The sequence below is a fragment of the Seongchinamella sediminis genome, assembly GCF_003457605.1.
GTDB lineage: Bacteria > Pseudomonadota > Gammaproteobacteria > Pseudomonadales > Halieaceae > Halioglobus > Halioglobus sediminis.
Window position 1 is genome coordinate 55,363 of the sequence record NZ_QRAN01000020.1, and the last position, 18,829, is coordinate 74,191.

Annotated in this window: 14 protein-coding genes and 2 pseudogenes; 7 read left to right on the top strand and 9 right to left on the bottom strand. The window is 51.4% G+C overall.

Going from position 1 to position 18,829, the window contains the following annotated elements:
- The first annotated feature begins 1 nt into the window (after position 1).
- From DWB85_RS16055 to DWB85_RS19430, 5 genes are all read left to right on the top strand, one after another.
- Positions 2-976 (top strand): sulfotransferase, encoded by a 975-nt coding sequence (locus tag DWB85_RS16055; protein ID WP_117956570.1) that lies wholly within the window; start codon positions 2-4, stop codon positions 974-976.
- Positions 966-2,204, top strand: coding sequence for a glycosyl hydrolase (locus DWB85_RS16060; protein WP_117956572.1), 1,239 nt, complete (start codon positions 966-968; stop codon positions 2,202-2,204). Before DWB85_RS16055 ends, DWB85_RS16060 begins: the two co-directional genes overlap by 11 nt.
- Positions 2,201-3,349, top strand: coding sequence for a glycosyltransferase (locus tag DWB85_RS16065; protein WP_117956574.1), 1,149 nt, complete (start codon positions 2,201-2,203; stop codon positions 3,347-3,349). The genes DWB85_RS16060 and DWB85_RS16065 overlap by 4 nt, the downstream gene beginning before the upstream one ends.
- Positions 3,350-3,528: 179 nt before the next feature.
- The gene (locus DWB85_RS16070) at positions 3,529-4,599 is read left to right on the top strand and encodes an acyltransferase family protein (RefSeq protein ID WP_133300644.1); all 1,071 of its coding nucleotides are present in this window, start codon (positions 3,529-3,531) and stop codon (positions 4,597-4,599) included.
- A gap of 175 nt (positions 4,600-4,774) precedes the next feature.
- Entirely contained in the window at positions 4,775-5,182 is a 408-nt protein-coding gene (locus DWB85_RS19430) for a hypothetical protein (protein ID WP_133300645.1), read from the top strand.
- Between the two features lie 14 nt (positions 5,183-5,196).
- Here the strand turns inward: DWB85_RS19430 and DWB85_RS16080 are convergent, their stop codons facing one another.
- The 7 genes from DWB85_RS16080 to DWB85_RS16110 all read right to left on the bottom strand — a co-directional run bounded on the left by DWB85_RS16080 (position 5,197) and on the right by DWB85_RS16110 (position 14,721).
- The gene (locus DWB85_RS16080) at positions 5,197-6,657 is read right to left on the bottom strand and encodes a lipopolysaccharide biosynthesis protein (protein ID WP_117956581.1); all 1,461 of its coding nucleotides are present in this window, start codon (positions 6,655-6,657) and stop codon (positions 5,197-5,199) included.
- On the bottom strand, positions 6,654-8,732 hold the full coding sequence (locus DWB85_RS16085) for a sulfatase family protein (RefSeq protein ID WP_117956583.1): 2,079 nt from the start codon (positions 8,730-8,732) through the stop codon (positions 6,654-6,656). The genes DWB85_RS16080 and DWB85_RS16085 overlap by 4 nt, the downstream gene beginning before the upstream one ends.
- Positions 8,729-9,739: a glycosyltransferase family 2 protein gene (locus DWB85_RS16090; protein ID WP_205422770.1), complete on the bottom strand. Its 1,011-nt coding sequence runs from the start codon at positions 9,737-9,739 to the stop codon at positions 8,729-8,731. Before DWB85_RS16090 ends, DWB85_RS16085 begins: the two co-directional genes overlap by 4 nt.
- Positions 9,736-10,686: a glycosyltransferase gene (locus DWB85_RS16095; protein WP_117956585.1), complete on the bottom strand. Its 951-nt coding sequence runs from the start codon at positions 10,684-10,686 to the stop codon at positions 9,736-9,738. Before DWB85_RS16095 ends, DWB85_RS16090 begins: the two co-directional genes overlap by 4 nt.
- Before the next feature lie 2 nt (positions 10,687-10,688).
- A complete protein-coding gene (locus tag DWB85_RS16100) occupies positions 10,689-11,657 on the bottom strand; it encodes a glycosyltransferase (RefSeq protein ID WP_205422771.1) in 969 nt (322 codons plus the stop codon).
- Between the two features lie 19 nt (positions 11,658-11,676).
- A complete protein-coding gene (locus DWB85_RS16105; RefSeq protein WP_117956587.1) occupies positions 11,677-12,492 on the bottom strand; it encodes a polysaccharide deacetylase family protein in 816 nt (271 codons plus the stop codon).
- 246 nt (positions 12,493-12,738) lie between these two features.
- Positions 12,739-14,721, bottom strand: coding sequence for an acyltransferase family protein (locus DWB85_RS16110; RefSeq protein ID WP_162846163.1), 1,983 nt, complete (start codon positions 14,719-14,721; stop codon positions 12,739-12,741).
- A 229-nt stretch (positions 14,722-14,950) separates the two neighbouring features.
- On the opposite strand from DWB85_RS16110, the gene DWB85_RS16115 reads away from it, so the two are divergent.
- A complete protein-coding gene (locus DWB85_RS16115) occupies positions 14,951-15,793 on the top strand; it encodes an O-methyltransferase (RefSeq protein ID WP_162846164.1) in 843 nt (280 codons plus the stop codon).
- 339 nt (positions 15,794-16,132) lie between these two features.
- On the opposite strand, the pseudogene DWB85_RS16120 reads toward DWB85_RS16115, so the two are convergent.
- Positions 16,133-16,645 (bottom strand): annotated as a pseudogene (locus DWB85_RS16120) (integrase core domain-containing protein); the annotation flags it as partial.
- A 164-nt stretch (positions 16,646-16,809) separates the two neighbouring features.
- Positions 16,810-17,541, bottom strand: a complete 732-nt coding sequence (locus DWB85_RS16125) for a TylF/MycF/NovP-related O-methyltransferase (protein WP_117956594.1) — start codon at positions 17,539-17,541, stop codon at positions 16,810-16,812.
- A 233-nt stretch (positions 17,542-17,774) separates the two neighbouring features.
- On the opposite strand from DWB85_RS16125, the pseudogene DWB85_RS16130 reads away from it, so the two are divergent.
- Positions 17,775-18,710: pseudogene (locus DWB85_RS16130) on the top strand (transposase); the annotation flags it as partial.
- Positions 18,711-18,829 lie beyond the last annotated feature (119 nt).

Below are 18,829 nucleotides of genomic sequence, written 5' to 3' on the forward strand. Positions count from 1 at the left end.
TATGCAGCTCAAGACCATATTGTTATTCGGCATGCCACGATCGGGTACCACCTGGTTGGGCAAGGTATTCGATAGCCACCCGGGTACGCTTTACCGCCATGAGCCTGACAGTTTTGGAACCCTTGACGCCATGCCGCTTTTCCCCCAGTTGGAAGATGCTGGTAACTATGGCCAGATGCTGCAGCAGTTTGTGGCCACTTTGCCGGAATCGCGGTCGGCTCGCATAACCGGCAAGCTGCCACTGTTTCCCAAGGTATACCTTGACCCAGGGGCATTTCACCTGCGCAAACTGTTGTTGCTGGCGAGCAAGGCCCTGGGCCGGGCGAGTGCTGCTGAACTGCCCCTGCCGGCCATGATCAATCGGGGCTATAGTAGCGATGCCTGGCTGGTGTGGAAGTCTATAGAGTCCCTGGGACGGCTGGGGGTGATCGCCAGTTTGCTGCCCGATTGCCACGCGGTACAAATTCTGCGTCACCCCTGCGGTTATGTGTCATCAGTTTTACGCGGAGAGGCCGGGGGGCAACTGGGGGGCGACGTACCCGCCAGTGAGGACGTTGGCATTTACGAGCTCTTGTTAAACACGGCAGAGGCGCAGACACATGGACTGACATTGGATGGCCTGCGAAGTTTACAACCCGTGGAGAGGCTTGCGTGGCGATGGGTGATCTACAATGAAAAGGCCATTAATGATTGTGCTGGCCTCACGAAATACACCAGGGTGCGTTACGAAGACCTTTGCGCTGACCCGGTCACCGCCTACCAGGCGCTGTTTGCTATCACGGGGCTCCCCTGGGATGACCAGACAGCAGCCTTCGTGCGCAGCAGTACCGAAGGCGGCACCGGCAGTTATTACAGCGTATATCGCAACCCGCTTGAGGCGGCGCAAAACTGGCAGCAGCAACTTGCCGCCGACGATATTGAGCGCGTACTGGCCATAACCCAGAACAGCAGCGCTGGCGAGCTCTATGGCGACTGAATTATTCATATTCCTGTTGTTGGTGCCGCTCTCATGGGCGGCTGTGTTGTGGCACTGGCGCGCCACCGTCTGCCGCTCTTGGCAGGAGCCGGTGCTGTGCCGACCTGTACTCGTTATAGAGAGCGATGACTGGGGCCCCGGACCGGATTGGCACGCAGAGCGCCTGGCACAAATAGGGCAATGCCTGGTGAACCACCGGGATGCGGAGAATCGACCCGCGCTTATGACCCTGGGTGTGGTGCTTGCCGCTGCCGATACCGCTGCAATGGCGCAGAATGGGCTGGCGGATTATCGCCGCGTAACCCTGGATGATGCCCGCTGCAGCCGGCTGTTGAAGCAGATGCAATCCGGAGCCCGCGAGGGCTTCTTCGCTCTGCAGCTTCACGGCATGGAGCACTATTGGCCGCCAATTCTCCTGCGTGAAGCACGCCATGATAACCGCCTACGCGCCTGGCTGACGGGAGAACAATTTCCTCCCTATGAGGTACTTCCCTCCGCTTTGCAGAGCCGCTGGATTGATGGATCCCAGTTGCCCTCGCGACCACTGGCAGCAGGCGAAATTTCGCAAGCTGTGGTAGAGGAAACCACAACCTGGCGTCGTATATTTGATCGATCCCCCAGCGTAGTGGTTCCCCCAACATTCGTCTGGACCACAGAAGTAGAGAAAGCGTGGGGGGCATCCGAAGTTGAGGTGATCATTACGCCTGGACAACGTTACACGCATCGCGACGCCGCAGGCCAACCGGCCACTGAAGAAGGACGCATCTACAACGGCCAGATCTCCCCGGAAGGGGCGCGATACCTGGTGCGCGATATCTACTTCGAGCCCGAGCGAGGACATACGGTCGCGCGGGTGATAGAAGACGTTTCCCTGCGGTTCATGCTCGGGCGGCCGGCGCTGCTTGAGACCCATCGAAGTAACTTCATTGGCAACGATGGGGAATTCACGAAAAACTTGGCTTGCCTGGATGAATTGCTCGTATCCGCATGTAAGCGCTGGCCCGCGCTTGCTTTCCTTAGCCCGGAAGCACTGGCGCACATTTACGTCGATCAACCGCGGGAATGGGTTGCCAGTAGTTTGTGGGTGCGGCTGCACGTGTTATTGCGCCGCCTCGAGAGGGTGTCGCGACTGCGCAAACTGGTCTGGCTTACCGGACTCTTTGTGCTCGCCGCATGTGCTCGTGTTATTACAACACCCGCAGCGCGCAGGGCAGGGGTAGCCCTATGAAACCCCGCTATCTGGTCATCACCGAACTGTTCCTGCCGACCAAGGGGGGCACAGCGGTTTGGTTTGACGAGGTTTACCGGCGTCTGGGTGATCGCAGTACGCATATTCTCACCGCGCAAGTCCCCGATTGCGAGGCCCATGATCGTGACCACGCCAATACGGTACACCGGCTGAACCTGAATCATTCCCGCTGGCTGCGGCCGGCGTCATTGCCGATCTACAGCAAGCTGTTCTTTAAAGGATTGATCCTCGGCATGCGCCATCGCTTTGATGCCATTCATGCCGGGCGTGTATTGCCCGAGGGTTGGGTGGCGGTGCTGCTGGGGCGCATATTGCGGCTGCCTGTTGTGATTTACGCTCACGGTGAGGAAATTACCACTTGGCGCCGTTCGCCGCGCCGGCTCAAGGCCATGACATACGCCTACCGGGCCGCTGAACGGGTGGTGGCCAATAGCGACTTTACCCGGGAGCGGCTGCTGGAGTTAGGGGTGAAGCCCGAGCGGGTTGCCCTGATCAACCCGGGAGTGGATCTGGAACGATTCCACCCGAATTATGAGACTTCTGACCTGCTTGGTAGTTTAGGCCTCACGGCCGAACAAAAACTCATACTCTCTGTTGGTCGGCTCAGCCGCCGCAAGGGTTTTGACCAGGTAATCGGCTCACTGCCTGACTTGCTGGCGAAAGGACTGGATGTACACTACGCCATTATCGGCATTGGTGAAGATCACGACTATCTCCTTGATCTAGCTGGCGAATTGGGCGTATTAGAGCGCGTCCACCTGCTCGGCCATGTGCCTCCTGACGATCTCCCGCGCTGTTATTGTGCCGCCGACCTGTTTGCCATGCCCAACCGCGAGATTGACGGCGATACTGAAGGCTTCGGTATGGTTTTTGTCGAGGCTGCGGCCTGCGGCACGCCATCCCTGGCGGGCGAGGCGGGGGGAACGGGAGCTGCGGTAATCCATGAACAGACAGGTTTGCGGGTAGACGGTGGTGAGAGTGAAGAGGTCACCCGAGCGCTGGCGCGGTTGTTGGACGACGATGGTTTGCGCCTACGTCTGGCCGAGGTTGCACAACATCGGGCGTGTAGCGAATTGGGCTGGGATCGTGTTGCGGAATTAACGCAAGGACTGGCATCAAAATAGACGGTGATTAAAAGTTTGAGTCAATGATTATGTTAGTGCTAGTAGTAATCCAATAGGACTCATATGCTTCAGTTCAATGAACAAGCTATGTATTCGGCGGTTGGGATGTGCGGCTATTCTACGAAAGCAGAAAGGGACTGAGTAAATTGCCTAGTACAACCCACAAGCCAGGGGCCTCCTTGATTCAAGTAGATCGACTCTTTGCAGTGCCATCGTCAAACCAGCGCCTGGTTTCCATGGAGGGCTTACGTGGTTATGCCGCGTTTATCATTTATGCGCTGCATCTTATAGGACAGTACTACAATCGCAGAATGAGTATTGATTTTGATGATTTCGGACTCTCGGATATCTCGCTTGATGCGCCAGGAGCAGCACTGGCCTACTGGATACACTCGAGCCATTATGGCGTGGATATTTTCTTTGCGCTTAGCGGCTATCTAATCGCTGGACTCGTGGTCAAGGAGACATTTCACTATGTACCCTACCTCTTGAATAGGGTTATGAGGATATATCCGGTATTAGTTGTAAGTACTTTTATGTACGTTGCTTACGGAGTTGTTTTCAAGGATGGGGGAATTTGGTGGGGTGGGATTGTCGGAAATTTGCTTTTATTGAATGGCATCAAGGGAATCGACTTTCCGGCGATAAACATTGTGACATGGTCTTTATTTTTTGAGATGGCTTTCTATATTGCATTCCCTCTTATCTGGGGCCTGGCTGGGAAGAGCCTGCTCCGATTTTTATGCATTTCCATGGCCATAATTGTCTTTCTATCGACGATCAACAACGATTACGTCAGGTTTACGATGTTCCTGGCGGGTGTGTCTCTTCGAATGATGCCTATTGAAAGCCTTGACCGAATTAGATCATTTTTTACGGATAAATGGGTAGCAGTGATCTACGTCACGGCGGCCGCGTTTTTTATGGTCACGAAGAATTTTTTGTATTTCATTCCTGTGTTCATCGCACCGTGTATGCTTCTAATTGACCGGGTTCTTAACGTCGACGGTTGGTTGAGGCGTATCTTTTCGTGGAGGTGGATACGTTACTTTGGAAATATATCCTTCAGTTTTTATATATATCATCCACTTGGGCTGTCAGTAGCTACCGCGATCTTAACTTCTTATACAGGGCTGGGAAATCTATCTTACTTTACCGCGTTTGCAATATTATCGTTTGGTTTCAGTGTGTTGTTTGCGACGGCCTCATATTTGTTAGTAGAACGCCTATACTTTATTGTTAAGAGGTGATTATCAATTTTTCTTCAGGAACTTGGAGAGGTACTGAATTGTAATGTTGGCCTAATACTGACTATTCTTTAAGTTTCTTCGAGATCTAGCGGTGAGCGCCTGGTTGCCTTGCCAGTATTGGTGAGTTCAAAATCAGTAACGCGTTCTTTGTGAGAATATTGGGAGTATTTTCAAAATGAAGCTAAATTCAATATGTTCTTTGGTGGCTGTATCTGTGCTTTCAGGCCTTGTATTTGTCTCACAGGCGAGGTCTTCTAGCGATTTAGTGACTGATGCTGAACTCGCCTTGTTACCTGAATATTGTGCAGCGCGTTTGGGAGGGAACAATACTCAGGCATACAGGAACTGGAATCAGCGCTTAGGTCAAAAGGTCTTCGTGCATATGCATCACTATTGTTTTGGGTTGAATTTTATGAATCGCGCAGCCACAGAATTTGATTCGAAGAAAAGGAAATTTATTCTAGGTCAGGCAATTCGTAACTTTGAGTACGTGCTCAGAACCTGGCCAAAAGACTTTTCACTGACTCCGACTGCCGAAATGTATCGACAGCAGGCAGAAATGATGCTCAGCATGACGAGATAGAAATTCGAGATTTTTTAAAGGGAGATTCGCAAACGACTTTTCCATCGCGCTGCTTCCTTCTGCAACGAGCTAATTGGCAGAAATAGAAACGCAGAGCCGTATACGATCCCGCCGGTGAACACCATTGCGAGCAGGTACAAGGGTGACAGTACGTCTAATTCTCTAGACAACAATTGTGAACTAGTGGCCCAGAGTGCGAGCACCAGTATTACATTTAAAGCCAGTGCTGGTGAGATAGCGCGCCATAGCTCAATAGCCCTCACATCCAGCTCGTGACAAGCGAGCCAGGCGATTAGAAATCCGTAGGGTATGAAAGCTGCAACTACAGCCCAGGCCACTCCTTGGGTACCCCAATGATATCCAACTATTATCGCAAGAATAAGTAATGCCCAGGATAATAACTGTATGATGAGTTCACGCCCGAGTAACTTGCGGGCGGCCAGTACCGCGCCTGACTGATTGTTGATAATTTTTAAAACAGCGGTGAGTACGAGAATTTTCAGAATAGGTGCTGCATCGGCCCAGTGTTGGCCGTAAGCGTTAACAACAAAGGAGTCGGCTATCCACCAGAGACCTGTATAGAAGGGTAAGGTGTACGTGGAAACGAGTGTCAGTGTGCGCAGATAAATGTACTTTGACTGGTCGCGATTATCCTGGACTGCTGAAAGTGCGCGAAAAACGACCTTGTAGGCAGAGCCGCTCAGTAGTCCTAACGGCATGTCATTGAGGCTTGAAGCTTTATTGAACAAACCCACTGCTTCGGTTCCGATGAATCGGCTGACTGTGAAATTGCTTGATTGATTGCGAAGATATATCACTATGTCATTTAAAGATACTTTGATGCCGTAATTTGCGTATTGCTTTAGTACCGTAAGATCAACTACAAAATTCGGCCGCCATCCCGAGCAAAGTATCGCTAAGATCGCGTTTATTATGCCGCCCGCAATTCCTCCCAGCGCCAGGCTCCAGACACCGAGGCCCAACAGCGCGAGGGAAATGCTAACTGTTCCCGTTGTGAAAAGTACGCCAAGCCCAATGAATGCCTGAGACCTGTATCGCATGTCTCTGTGGAGAAGCGAGTGGGGCAAGTTAGAAAATGGCCGAATCAAAAACGTGAGGGCCGAAACACGCATCAAATCCTCATACAACGGTTCGCTGAACCACACGGCAATAACTGGTGAGGTCATAAAAAAGATAGCGTATATAATGCAACATATTATTAACTGAGCGGTGAATACGACGTGGGTATCGCGCGGTTCCAGGTCGCGACTTTGGACTATTGCCTGACCCATTCCTCCCCCAGCGATGAATCCCGCCACGCCTGTGAAGATCTGAACTGTAACGAGTAGACCGAAGTCGCTTGGCATGAGAAGCCGAGCTAGAATGATACTGAGTACGAACTGCAGAAGGTGGTTTGCCACTTTGCCCATTACCACCCATCTCACGCCACCACGGATGGTATCGCCAAGATTCATCTCTCGCTGCACCTTAACCAGGCATGCAAAGTTCTACGCAGATCAGCGACAATTTCTGGATGTGCATCACCGACATCAAGACTGCATTCGGGGTCAGTAAAAAGGTCGAAAAGACAGTACTTGATGCCTGAGTTTAGTGGTTGGTAAGTCAATTTCCATCGTCCGAAGCGGACCATTCGATCCTTAGCTTCGATGATGCGCTGCTGGTAACGCGGTTTAATTGCAAGTGTTCCGGAAGTTAGATCCGGCACTTCGAGGAGCTCAAATAGTTCGGGGTAGCGTAGATGATCAGCAGGCATTCCGGGGAGGTCCGTGAGCCATATCCCACTCTCATTGAAGGCGGCCAGTGTGGGAAGCTGTTCACCTTGTAAACTGGGCAACAAGGTGGTGCCCTCCATTTCAGTTGGTATTTGCAGCCCAACCAGGTCGAGCAGTGTCGGAGCGAGGTCGATGCTACGTACTATGCCGCTTATCCGGTTGGCAGAAGCGACTCGCGGGCCTGAAACAATGAGCGGTATCCTGGCGCTCTGTTCTCCAATCACGCTATTTCCCTGTCCCCAGGTACCGTGTTCGAAGAATTCCATCCCGTGATCGCTGTAGAGCACTATTATAGTGTTGTCGGCGAGCCCACAGGATTCGAGGTGGCTCAGAACATGGCCCACCTCATCATCAAAGCGCTTAACGCAACCGTCGTAGAGTGACAGTATTTGATCGAGGTCAAAGTCCTTGCGCGGCTCCTTCTGCGCACGAATAATCTCGAACGGATCGGTCAATCGCGCCATTGCGAACTTCGATGGACCATTGTAATTCGGATCTGCGAACTGTGTGTAGTAGGGGTGCTCTGAAGCAAAGGGCGGATGTGTGGTTGAAAAGAAAGCATTGAGTAAAAAAGGCTGGGAATTACTAGAAAGCTCACTAATGTGGCGTCGCACATCTCTGCCCAGCAACTCGGTTGAAGGAACACCGCCGAGGTAGTAGAGCCCTGGCAGAAAGCGTTTGCCGAACCTATTTCGAACAAAGAGCGACAGGAACAGTCTCAGGTCCTTTGGGCCCTGACCTATCAGCTCCCGTAAATTCCAGGAGTCGCTCGGTAGATCGCAAATCTCGAAGCCCAGGTCGAATTTGCCTAAGTCAGCGCCACACCAGTCACTGACTGCCGCTGTACGATAGCCTGCATCTGCCAGAATTTTAGGTAGCGCCGACACGCTCAATGCCGTTACTGATTCGAAATTGTCACGAATTCCATGCGTGTGTGGCCAGGTACCCGTGAGCAGGGAAATGAGACTGGGCGCAGTGCGCCCACAGGGCACATAGCAATTTTTGAACAGTGAGCCGCGACTTGCCAGCGCTTCCAGGTGCGGCGTTAGGGGTATACCGTCGCGCCGTGCGCCGACTCGGTCAGCACGCAATGTGTCACAGCCAAGCATCAGAATGTTAGGTCTTTTGATATCGCCAGGTGAGGCCTTTGCCGCACGAGGTTCAGGCGTCGCTACGACCAGCCATGCGAGGGCAAAAAGCGTCAGAGCACTAGTTGAAAGAATGATTCCACTAGACCAGGCGCTTTCAAGCCAGAGTTCAGTTACCGCAAGTGCGACCGAACTGCCACAGAATAAAGCCGGAACAACGAGACTGTATTTGACAAGCCTTGGAGACAGTCTTCGCCAAATGGAGTAAAAGCGGGAAATTCTATAGTTAGACGAGGCTACAATAACCCCGGGGTTAGAAAGCAGACAGCGGAAGAATTGAATGCATACCGCTGCCACGATGGTGAACATGCCCGCGAGAAATCCCATTAGCCAGCCGGCTTCGAAGTTCAGCAATACCTGGACACTGCAAAGAACTATAGCCCCCCAAAGCGCCCAGTAAAGGGCAACAAGAAAAGCGAAGAAGCCGAGCCGCAATAGGGACTTGATGGCATCGCCCCTGAATTGACGGACGATATCTGCTGGCAAGAGGGGGCCAGCCAGACTGTAGTCAAATGTGGACTTAATCGTTAGCAGGAGTGCGAATATTATGGCAGCGAGAGTTGCACCACTTGTTACGGCGGCAAGCGAGGTGAGGAGTAGAAAATTCACCGCTGGACCTCTTTTACCGCTCTGGACTGCTGTTGTTGACGATATCCCTTGATCTCTCCCAGTGCGGCGGCGAGTCGTGTGAGAAAGAATCGTCGTCGATCGCCGGAGAGTGAAATCAGAGCCTGCAACCCATAGGTCAGAGCCTTGCGCAGCATATAGGGCGGCAGGAATTGGTCACCATCTAAGTTTGGTGCTATGCGGGAGGTAGAAGCCGAGCGCTCATAGGCTTTTTGCAGCACGTAACGTAGCGTCATTCGTTCACTATCGACGTAGTGGTGTTGCAACATCCTGGGCGAATAGTACAAACGGGCTCCCAGAGCCACACCTCGCCGAACCCATTCAATGTCTTCCGCTCCACCGAGGTTATGACCTTGCGGACCGAGATCAAGTTCAAATGGACCAACGCGTTCGAACAAGTAGCGCCTGATCGCTAGATTGCCGCCACCGGGCGTGGCGCTGCCGGGCTCTACAAAACCCGTTGATGGTCCTAGGTCAAATTTAGGCACTGGCAAGGGGTAGACCCGGTAGCGACCCTTATCATGAACCCAGGCGGGCTCGCTGCCATCCCAATCGGGCAGAATTCGACCACAGAAGAAGTCAGCGTTGGGTTGTTCGTTTGCTGTTTGCCAGACCGCCTCCAGGTAATCACCACCGATCCGGTGGTCGTCGTCTACAAAAGCGATCAGGGGTGCACGAGCCAGTGGCAAGGAAGAATTGAGTGCGTGGCTTTTTCCTGGAACGGGATCGACCATCCAGCGCAAGGGAATACACGCCTCCTTTATATCCGAGGACTGGACGTAATTATCAAGGGCAACGGCAGTATCGTCTGAACATGCATTTGCGACAACAAAAATGCCGATCTGACAGTCCTTTGGACGTTTGCATTGATTCAGGGAAGAGAGCATTAGCTGCAGCAAACCTGACCTGTCATGCGTGCAGACGAGAACCTCCAGATCGGGGCTTGCTGGATAGCCTTCGCAGGAGTGCATTCCTACAATGTCGGTCATGTGTTTTGCGACCGCTGACGATGTCTGAGTATTCGCCCCCAGATCAAACCCAGAGCGTGTGTGCCATTCATCGCCTGGCGCAATAAGCCTGGCTTTCGCCGGACAGCCATACCAGCAGTTTGAAACCATTGCGCCATTGCCTGTTGCAGCATGAAAACAGGCACTCCATAGATCGTTCGCGGATAGTCACCGGTCTGGAATTGCCCATGCTTTCGACCCGCAACGAAATGTAGCTTCAGGAAATAACGTCGGTGGAGCCGCCATTCCTCTACATAGTGCTCTACCGTCATATCGGGCCGGTAGCGAATGCGGAGGCCGCGGTCGATCATCGCCCTGAATATTATGGCGTCCGATCCTCCTCCCACCGCGTGGCCTAGTCGATTGTAGCGCGGATCGAAACGCAGTTCGGGATCGCGGGCAAAGATGCGTGTCTGATATGCGACGTTCGCTGTCCACAGAGGAGTGGACCGGTCCGTGATCCAGAACGACTCTTGACCGTGATCGATTTCCGCCAGAAACCCTAGAAGATTGTCATCGAGCCAGGCGGGACGCCCTCCCGGTGGGAATTTGATCTCCACACGGCCGCCAGCCACTTCAGCTCCCTCACGGCAAAGCGCGTCTATCGCGTTCTCAAGCAGTCCGTCGCCCGGTAGTTCGTCGTCATCCATGAACAACATATAGTCTGATCCCATTGCAAGACACTCCTCCACCGCTCGGTTACGAGCGTACGGAATTCCCTGCTCAGGTTCATGCACGAAATTTAAAACTGCACCCGACTCCTTGGCTAGCCGTGCAAGCACCTCTTGAGTGGCGTCTTCGCTATTGTTGTCCACTACGAGAATATCGAAGGGAATACTACACTGTTGTGCTCGTAATGCCGTAATCAGTTCCGGGAGGCGATCCGCTCTATTATAGGTGCAGAATGCTGCCGTTAGCCTCTTGGTCATCGCTATTCCCCGTCTCGCCCATCGAGTAGCATGGCATGAACCTTATAAGGCAGCAGAGATGGTAGCATATAGAGCCAGTCCTTTGGGCGCCCATAGCGCCTTCGCATTACATGACGGAATAAAGTTCGGGCTGATAAAAGATCACGATCCCAGTAACAGATGTAAGCGCGATTCAAAAGTTCCCCTTCAGTTAATTCACGTACTCGGCGTTTCCCAAGCGCTTGAACAACATAAGGGTTGCAAGCTATGAATTTTTCTTGTGCCCTTAGGTGATTGAGCGCCACCTTACTCCTGTTTTTTGTTATTTGTATACCTTCGTGGTGAACGTAATAAGCTAGAACTTCTGGCACCAGCACCAATCGTCCCTGAGTTACGACTCTAAGCCACAGGTCGTAGTCCACTGATGCCTGTAGTTTTGGGTCAAATCCCCCGGACTGATCTATCGCCGTCTTGCGAACGAGCGCGCCATGAATTGGCCACCGGCAACCCCCGAGGAAAGTCTCCGCTCGATCCAGAGGTTCGTAGTCCGGCGGAATGAAGGGCTTACCACGTCCTCCTTTCAGACCCAAATTCTGCCAGCCGCAATAGGCGAGGACTGCGCCTTCATCTGAAGCAAGCGCGTCGTGCATTCGCTCTAGAAAGGTGGGCTCCCAAGCATCGTCAGCATCGAGAAATGCGATAAACTGCCCTTGCGCCTCGAGGAGACCGCGGTTTCGCGCGCTGGCGGACCCCTCATTGTTTTGTTTAAAGACTCGGGTGCGCGTATAGCGTTCGCTCATTACAACATCCGCAGTTCCGTCCCTGGATCCATCGTCTACGATGATCAGTTCCCAAGATTCCATTGTCTGATCTTGCACGCTGGCAATTGAGTCGCGGATAGTTTCTGCACTATTGTAGCAAGGCATGATTACAGAGACTATCGGTGTGTGTTGGGGTATGCCCACTTGATGGCCTGAAGTCTGATGCATCATCGTATGGCTTCGAACCAGGTTACCCGCCCAACTGCTGACGCAATCTGCTGAATGCGCGCGCACTGTAGTAAGAAGTCATCGTTGTCCATCCCCCTTCATTACTCAATAAAGTGAGCTTTCGGGCTATCGTAGCTGCCGAATCATGGTTGAATACTGTGAGTCTCCGAAGCCGGAGAGGGTGATTGTCTTTTAGTGCCGCACCCGATTGAGTGGTACAGGCTACTCTGTACCCCGCCTCGGCAACCTCAAATTCACAGCGTTGGTCCCAGGCACCATAGGGATAGGCGAAGCTCTCTACGGGGCCGCCGATGATGTCTTCCAGTGTCTGTTTTGACCGGGTTAGTTCAAACCTAAGTTGCTGGTCGGTTAGTGCAGGGAGTCTTCTGTGGCTTACCGAATGAGAGCCGATTTCCATTCCTGTAGATTGCATCTCTCGCAGGCTTTCCACTCCGAGTACTCTGCAGTCGGGGCGGCCCGATTCCCCCCAGTGGGGCACTTCGCCGATCGAACCCGTGACTATAAACCAGGTCGCCCGCATCCCACGATCAATAAGGGCTTCAACTGCATCAAGATTATTTTCGAAACCGTCGTCGAAGGTGATTGCTACCGTTTTTGGCGCCAGGCTGCCAGCAGGTGCGTGGGCGAGGTCTGCCAGCGTTCGCGTTTTCCAGCCATTGCGGTATAGAAGCTCAAGATGTTCCTTGAACAAGTCAAGTGAAATCGACCATGCCCAATCACTGAGGCTGTCTCCAGGTTCCACTGAGTGATACATTAGCACTATTGGCCCCTGTTGCCCTCCATTATGGAAAAAACGAGATGTAATTGGGTCGAGCATGAATTAAGTAGTTCCCGCTTAGCCAGAGGAATCAATTGTTGGGCAATTTGGTGGCATGAGACCTGAGAACGAAATATCGGTCAAAGAGTAAACAGGAAGCTGTTTATTGTCCAGAGAGAAACTTTGCGACATTTTAATGGAACCCGTGAGAGTGTCGTCACGATACACAGGCAATCCTGTATGGTTCTTGCAACCGACCGGATTCTGCCATTGATAAATCGTATGCTGCTTCTAGTTCGAGCTCCATCAATATTGAACGAGCAAATCAGCGTCCTCTAGCATTTTCGACATGGTTGAACCAAGCGCTCTGCTAAAACTGGCAGTTAAATGGTGAGAGTCTCTGTAAAGCACTATTCCATCACGTGCTAATGTACACCTATCGTGTGCTGGGCAAATGGCATCATTCAGATTTATTGTCGAGCCAAGGCTGGATCCGTCTACAACTTCCTTTGTAATCGACCAAACCCGTTCTCTTGCTTCCGTCTGGGGCTTAAGAGTGCAAGTCGAACTTGGGTCAAGGCTCTTCCATAGAGCTCTGGATAGACAATGAAGCGGTTCATACTCGACTCTCGGGATGTCTTTGACAAACACGAATCTCAATCCCAAGTTATCAAGCGCGGTTACAGTTTCGCTGACGGCTATAGACAATTTCATTTCGTCTAGTTTTTCCTTGCTTCCTTCCTCTTCCGTCGCGTAGGAACTGGAATTAGCCAGTACAACAAGGTGGGGGCGAAGTTCAGCCAAAAGATTAAATGCATTTTTTCGCCAAATCGTGCACTCGGTATAAGTTCGCTTAAACATTGAATTGAACGGCTCCAGGACGATAGAAGGACACGCGGACTTGGTGAGGTTGATTAGCTTGTATCCCTTTCTCAATGAAATTGACTCCAATGCTGGAAACCAGTTGGCCGCATGGGAATCGCCAAAGATAACGATCGATTGAGCCCCGCCCGCCGTTCCGTAGATGCAGTCCTCCCGAATCTCGGTGGCTGATTGGCGATAGTGGCATCCATCCGAATAGGTTTTAGAGTTATCGCTTACTGCCTCTAGCAGTACAGCTTGTGATTCGCTGTTGAGCTCATGAACAGAGTCCACTCTGGCCAAATATATTAACCCTATTGCAGCGCAGGAAGTGGAGATTCCAAAGGCAAAAGAACGAATAGGTTTCAAGCCTAGTGATTGGCTATATCGAACTGGATTTTCAACCAGGTAATAGCTTGCTGTCGCTAGGATTAGAGAAATGGAAATGTATAGCAATGTCCATGTGGGGTGGGAGGAAATCTCCAGTGCATTTAATGCAAGCGATGTGGGCCAGTGCCACAAGTAGAACGAGTATGAAATATCTCCAATAAATTGCACTGGTTTACTCTTCATCCATTGTGACAAATTGGAGGCAGCACCACGCGAGCTATGTATTACAGAAGCAGTACCGATAACAGGGAAAATTGCTACATGACCCGGAAAGGAAGTCGTTTCGTTGAAAAGAAATGCCGGCGCGAAGATCAGCAATAATCCGGAGAACAGGAAGAAATTTCGAGATCTAGACTCCAGCTCTGCTGGTCGAGAATGTAGCAAGGCCAGAATGCCGCCCACACCGAATTCCCAGGCTCTCGTATGAGGACCGAAAAATGCCAGCGGCTGATCCGTTTCGGTTTGGAGAACACAGAGGATAAAAGAACACAGGGAAAGCGCGCCTAGTCCAATTAGGGCCCGCCGGATATTTACACCATTCGCAGATTTTTTTGAAATTGCAACGATAACCATTGGCCACAAGAGATAGAATTGCTCTTCAACAGAAAGCGACCATGTATGCAGAAAAGGATTATTGTGTGTGTCACCCGCCAAATAGTCTGTTGAGAGATGGTAAAACCAAGCATTGCTCAAATATAAAGAGGATGCCATGGCGGAAGCGGTTACCTCCTTGAACTGGAGTGGGCTGTAAAGAAACCAAAAGAATGCTGTGGTTACCAGAGCCATGACCACAGCGGCGGGTAGTAGTCTTCGGATTCTCCGAGCATAGAATCGCTGGAAATCAATGCTCCCTTTTCTTGCGTATTCTCTTAATAATAGCGCTGTGATTAGGTAGCCTGAGATGACGAAAAACACGTCGACGCCTACATAGCCACCAGGCAAAAATGAAACTTTACCGTGATATAGGACGACCAGTGAAACTGCAATCGCCCTGAGGGCTTGTATTTCGGCAACGTTGCCGCTCTGTGGTGCTGTCATCGCCCCACCATCTCCTTCAATTGGGCTACATGGTTTCAGAGTCATAAAGCGAATGCATTTACTTCTGAGATAGATGCAGCGCTAGTTGGATTTACGATTTTCAACCTGATTTTCGATAATGCATCTAGTTTTCAATGAAAAACAAATGTTTAATATTCTTTTAGCATAGTTTCGGTGATATTCGATGACTGTACCGATTAAATTGAAGTCTTTCTGTGGAGGATTGGTCTTGGGCACAATAGCCGGCCTGGTTACTGTGTTGAGCGCTTGGTTCGGAATTGCAAATTATGATCATGCCTTTGCAGCTTTTGTTGTGGTGGGAATGCTTGCTGCTCTCATTCTCGAGTCTAAGCAGTCAGTAATTGACACTATGAGCAATAGAACTCGTACTCTTCGGGCGCTGCTGGAGCGAGTAAGACGTGATCTTGGAGACGTTCACGGAATGGTGCGCCTAGGTCATTACTCACAGCGATTGCCAATGCCATTTGGAGGGGGTTGGGCTCTGACCGGAGACTCTGCTGCACTCTTGGCTCACGAAACTATACTTAGAAATCCCCGACTGATCGTTGAACTTGGCTCTGGGGTTTCAACGCTCATTTTAGGTCAGATCCTTGCCAAAAATGGTGAGGGGAAGTTGATCTCGCTGGATCACGATGTTGAGTGGGCAGCTAGAACCCAAAAAAACATTGATGCACTAGGCTTGAGCCATGTTGTGGAGGTGGTGCACGCTCCGCTCGCACCGATGAAAATGGAAGAGGGCACATTTCTCTGGTATTCAACAGAGAGTGACCTCATAAATCAGCTAAAAAACATCGATATTCTCCTTATCGACGGCCCCCCGAGGACTGCTAATCAAGATAGGCCCGATCAAGGCCATGCTGCCCGATATCCAGCTTTTTCATTTTTTTGGGAGAAGATGTCTCCAGACGCCATTATTTTTGTTGACGATGCGAATCGACGGGGCGAACGCGAAATGATCAAGCATTGGCTTGGGCATGATTCTGAATGGCAGGTGCGATGGTATGATACGGTTGACGGTATGGCAACCTTATCACGGGATGATAGAAGTTGAGATCTCGGCACGCCGCGGCAGCTTCGTCCGGGTCTGCGATGGCTGACGATGACTTCTTATGAGGCATCTTCCGCCGAAAAAGTGTTAGTGAATAAATAGGCTATAACTTTCGCAGTGCCAAGCATGTAGACTATCTGCATGAAGAATGCCTCCGGGGCCGATTTTTCGCCTCATCTGTGTCAAGGAAGGACTTTGCCGAAAACCGGAACTTTCGATTATTTTTTATAGCGACCAATGCCGGCGAAACGCTGACAAGACAATCAGGTTGTTAATATGTAGTAGTTCAGACTTGATCTGACAGTTACCGGTCCGATGTCGGCGTTTTCTGTCAGGTCAGGTTCAGTTCACGAACTTTTCCTTCCAGAGCTTTTGCCCGTCGAACAAAGTATCCATTGGCGTTCTGCCGCAGCACATTTTGCCCTGATGGGTTCTCTCAGTGTTGTAGTAATTCAGCCAGTTGTCCAGATCGGCCTGTAAGTCGTCGAGAGACTCGTAGATCTTCTTCCGGAACGTAACCTGGTAGAACTCCTGTAGCACCGTCTTGTGGAAGCGCTCACAGATGCCATTATTCTGTGGCGATTTCACCTTGGTTTTGGTGTGTTCGACCTCGTTGACGGCCAAGTAGAGCTGGTAATCATGTCGCTCGACGTTGCCGCAGTATTCTGTCCTGCGATCCGTCAGAATGCGCAGCACCGGTAGCGAATGCTGTTCATGGAACGGCAGTACACGGTCATTGAGAACGTCGGCGGCCGTAATCGGCGTCTTGGTCGTATACAGCTTGCAGTGCGTCACTTTGCTGTAGGTGTCTACGTAGGTCTGCTGGTAAATTCGGCCAACCCCCTTGATGGAGCCTGGACTTCCCCCGATAAAGAGACACCGGCCAGCCTCACAATGAGGCCGCTTCAAAGGCATCGGGACTGGCGCCATCCAGGGGGAAAGAGGTTTTCGCCCTGGACTAGATAGTGGCATACATGCAGGGTAAACGGGTGAGATAAACAAAGAGCACAACAAGCGATTTAATCGTCGGATTTCAAATAACTGCTTTTAACGACATAGTACTTCCATGTGCATTTTGCATGAGGCTGAATCACCTCTTCCTTGCCTTCGAAAAATTCGTCAATGGCTTTGGTCGCACCTGGCCAGCGAGAGTCATTGTACTCATCGAACATGATGACGCCGCCAGGTTGAACCTTATCATAAAGCAATTCCAATGATAGCTTGTAGGATTCATAGAGATCACAGTCCAAATGAAGGAGTGCTATTTTTCCTTTGTGTTGAGGTATAGTCTCATCGAACCACCCCTTCATCAGGCGGATACGTTCATGTATGACTTCCTCTTTAATTCTTCCGTCGCGTAAAACTTTAAGGACGGTGTCCGGCGGATTTGCCCAAAATCCTTGCCCTTTGATAGGCGTGCTTTCATCTTTCTCGACCGGCGCTGGAAAGCCCTCGAATGAGTCGAATCCATAATATACGCGAGGCACGTTTATATAATCACTAAGCAGTGTGAATAGTAGAGCGCCGTGTCCGATGGACACACCACACTCTACAATATCACCCTCAACTGACTGAACTTTTTCTATCATATCCTTGAAATATAAATAGCGATCCAGTGCGCCTCTATAAATTCGTGGCAGGAAAGGAGAATGGTTATAATCAGCAGGAATACTTTCCTCTAGTTTGTCAATTTTCTCAATTTTATAACCCAGTATTCGAAGCAATTTCTTGAGACTAGTTTTAATTACCATGTGAGTTCTGACCGTCTATCTTTAGTTGAGTCACGGGAACTGAGAAACAGCAGACTTATGAGCGGTGCCTATTTAGTAGAAACTGGCTGCTTGTTAACTCTTGACTTTTGCTTGCGAAGATCGATTTATAACACATACAGCAATAATATAGCTCCTAGCAGCCTGTCGGACTTAGCCAAATAATATCAAAGTGGGATAATCATGGTCACGCTGGCAGTGATCGGGATGATGTGATGGGAAATTTCATAAACGCTGATAGGGAAACAGACTACCTGTTTCCGCCCTCCATGCAGGATTGGCTTCCCGAAGACCACTTGGCACGTTTTGTCGTAGAGGTGGTTGACCAGCTCGATCTGTCTGAACTGACCCGGCAATATGCTGGTCGGGGCTCGCCGGCCCATCATCCCGCAGTCCTGCTGGGCCTGCTGATTTACGGTTACGCGACCGGCGTGTTCTCCAGCCGCAAGATTGAGCGCGCCACCTACGACTCGATTGCCTTTCGCTACCTGGCGGCCAACACACATCCGGATCACGACACGATAGCCGCGTTTCGGCGCCGTTTTTTGCCCCAGCTGGAGGCCCTGTTTGTTCAGGTCCTGCTACTGGCGCGTGAAATGAAACTGATGAAGCTGGGTCGGATCGCTCTGGATGGCACCAAGGTGAAAGCGAACGCCAGTAAACATAAGGCGCTGTCCTACGCGCACGCTAAGAAAATCGAAGCGCAACTCAAGGCGGAAGTGAGTGCACTCGCCGCACAGGCGGAGGCGGCCGATCAGGCGCCGGTAGTGGAAGGCATGGACGTTCCCGCGGAGATTGCCCGACGCGAAACACGGCTTGAGGCACTGGCTGAAGCTAAAAGGAAGATCGAGGCGCGAGCGCAAGAGCGTTTTGAGCGCGAGCAAGCCGAGTACCAACAAAAGCAGGCCAAACGGCAGGCCCAGAGGGGCATGGGAAAAAAGCCCCGGGGCCGGGAGCCTAAGCCACCGCTGCCCGGTCCTCGTGATACTGATCAGGTGAATTTGACTGATGACGAGTCGCGCATCATGCCGGTATCCGGCGGCGGCTTTGAACAGTGTTACAACGCCCAGGCCAGCGTAGACACCGATACGATGCTGGTCGTTAGTGCGCACATGACGCAGGCGACAAATGACAAATGGGAGATTGCACCGTAAGCGCCTCTGCATCGGCCCCCTTCCGCCCAGGGCGATGACGCCGGAACATGCCCCCGTGTTTTTTTCACAGGAGCATGGCCATGTCTGCCGACAACGAACAACGCGAAGACTACTGG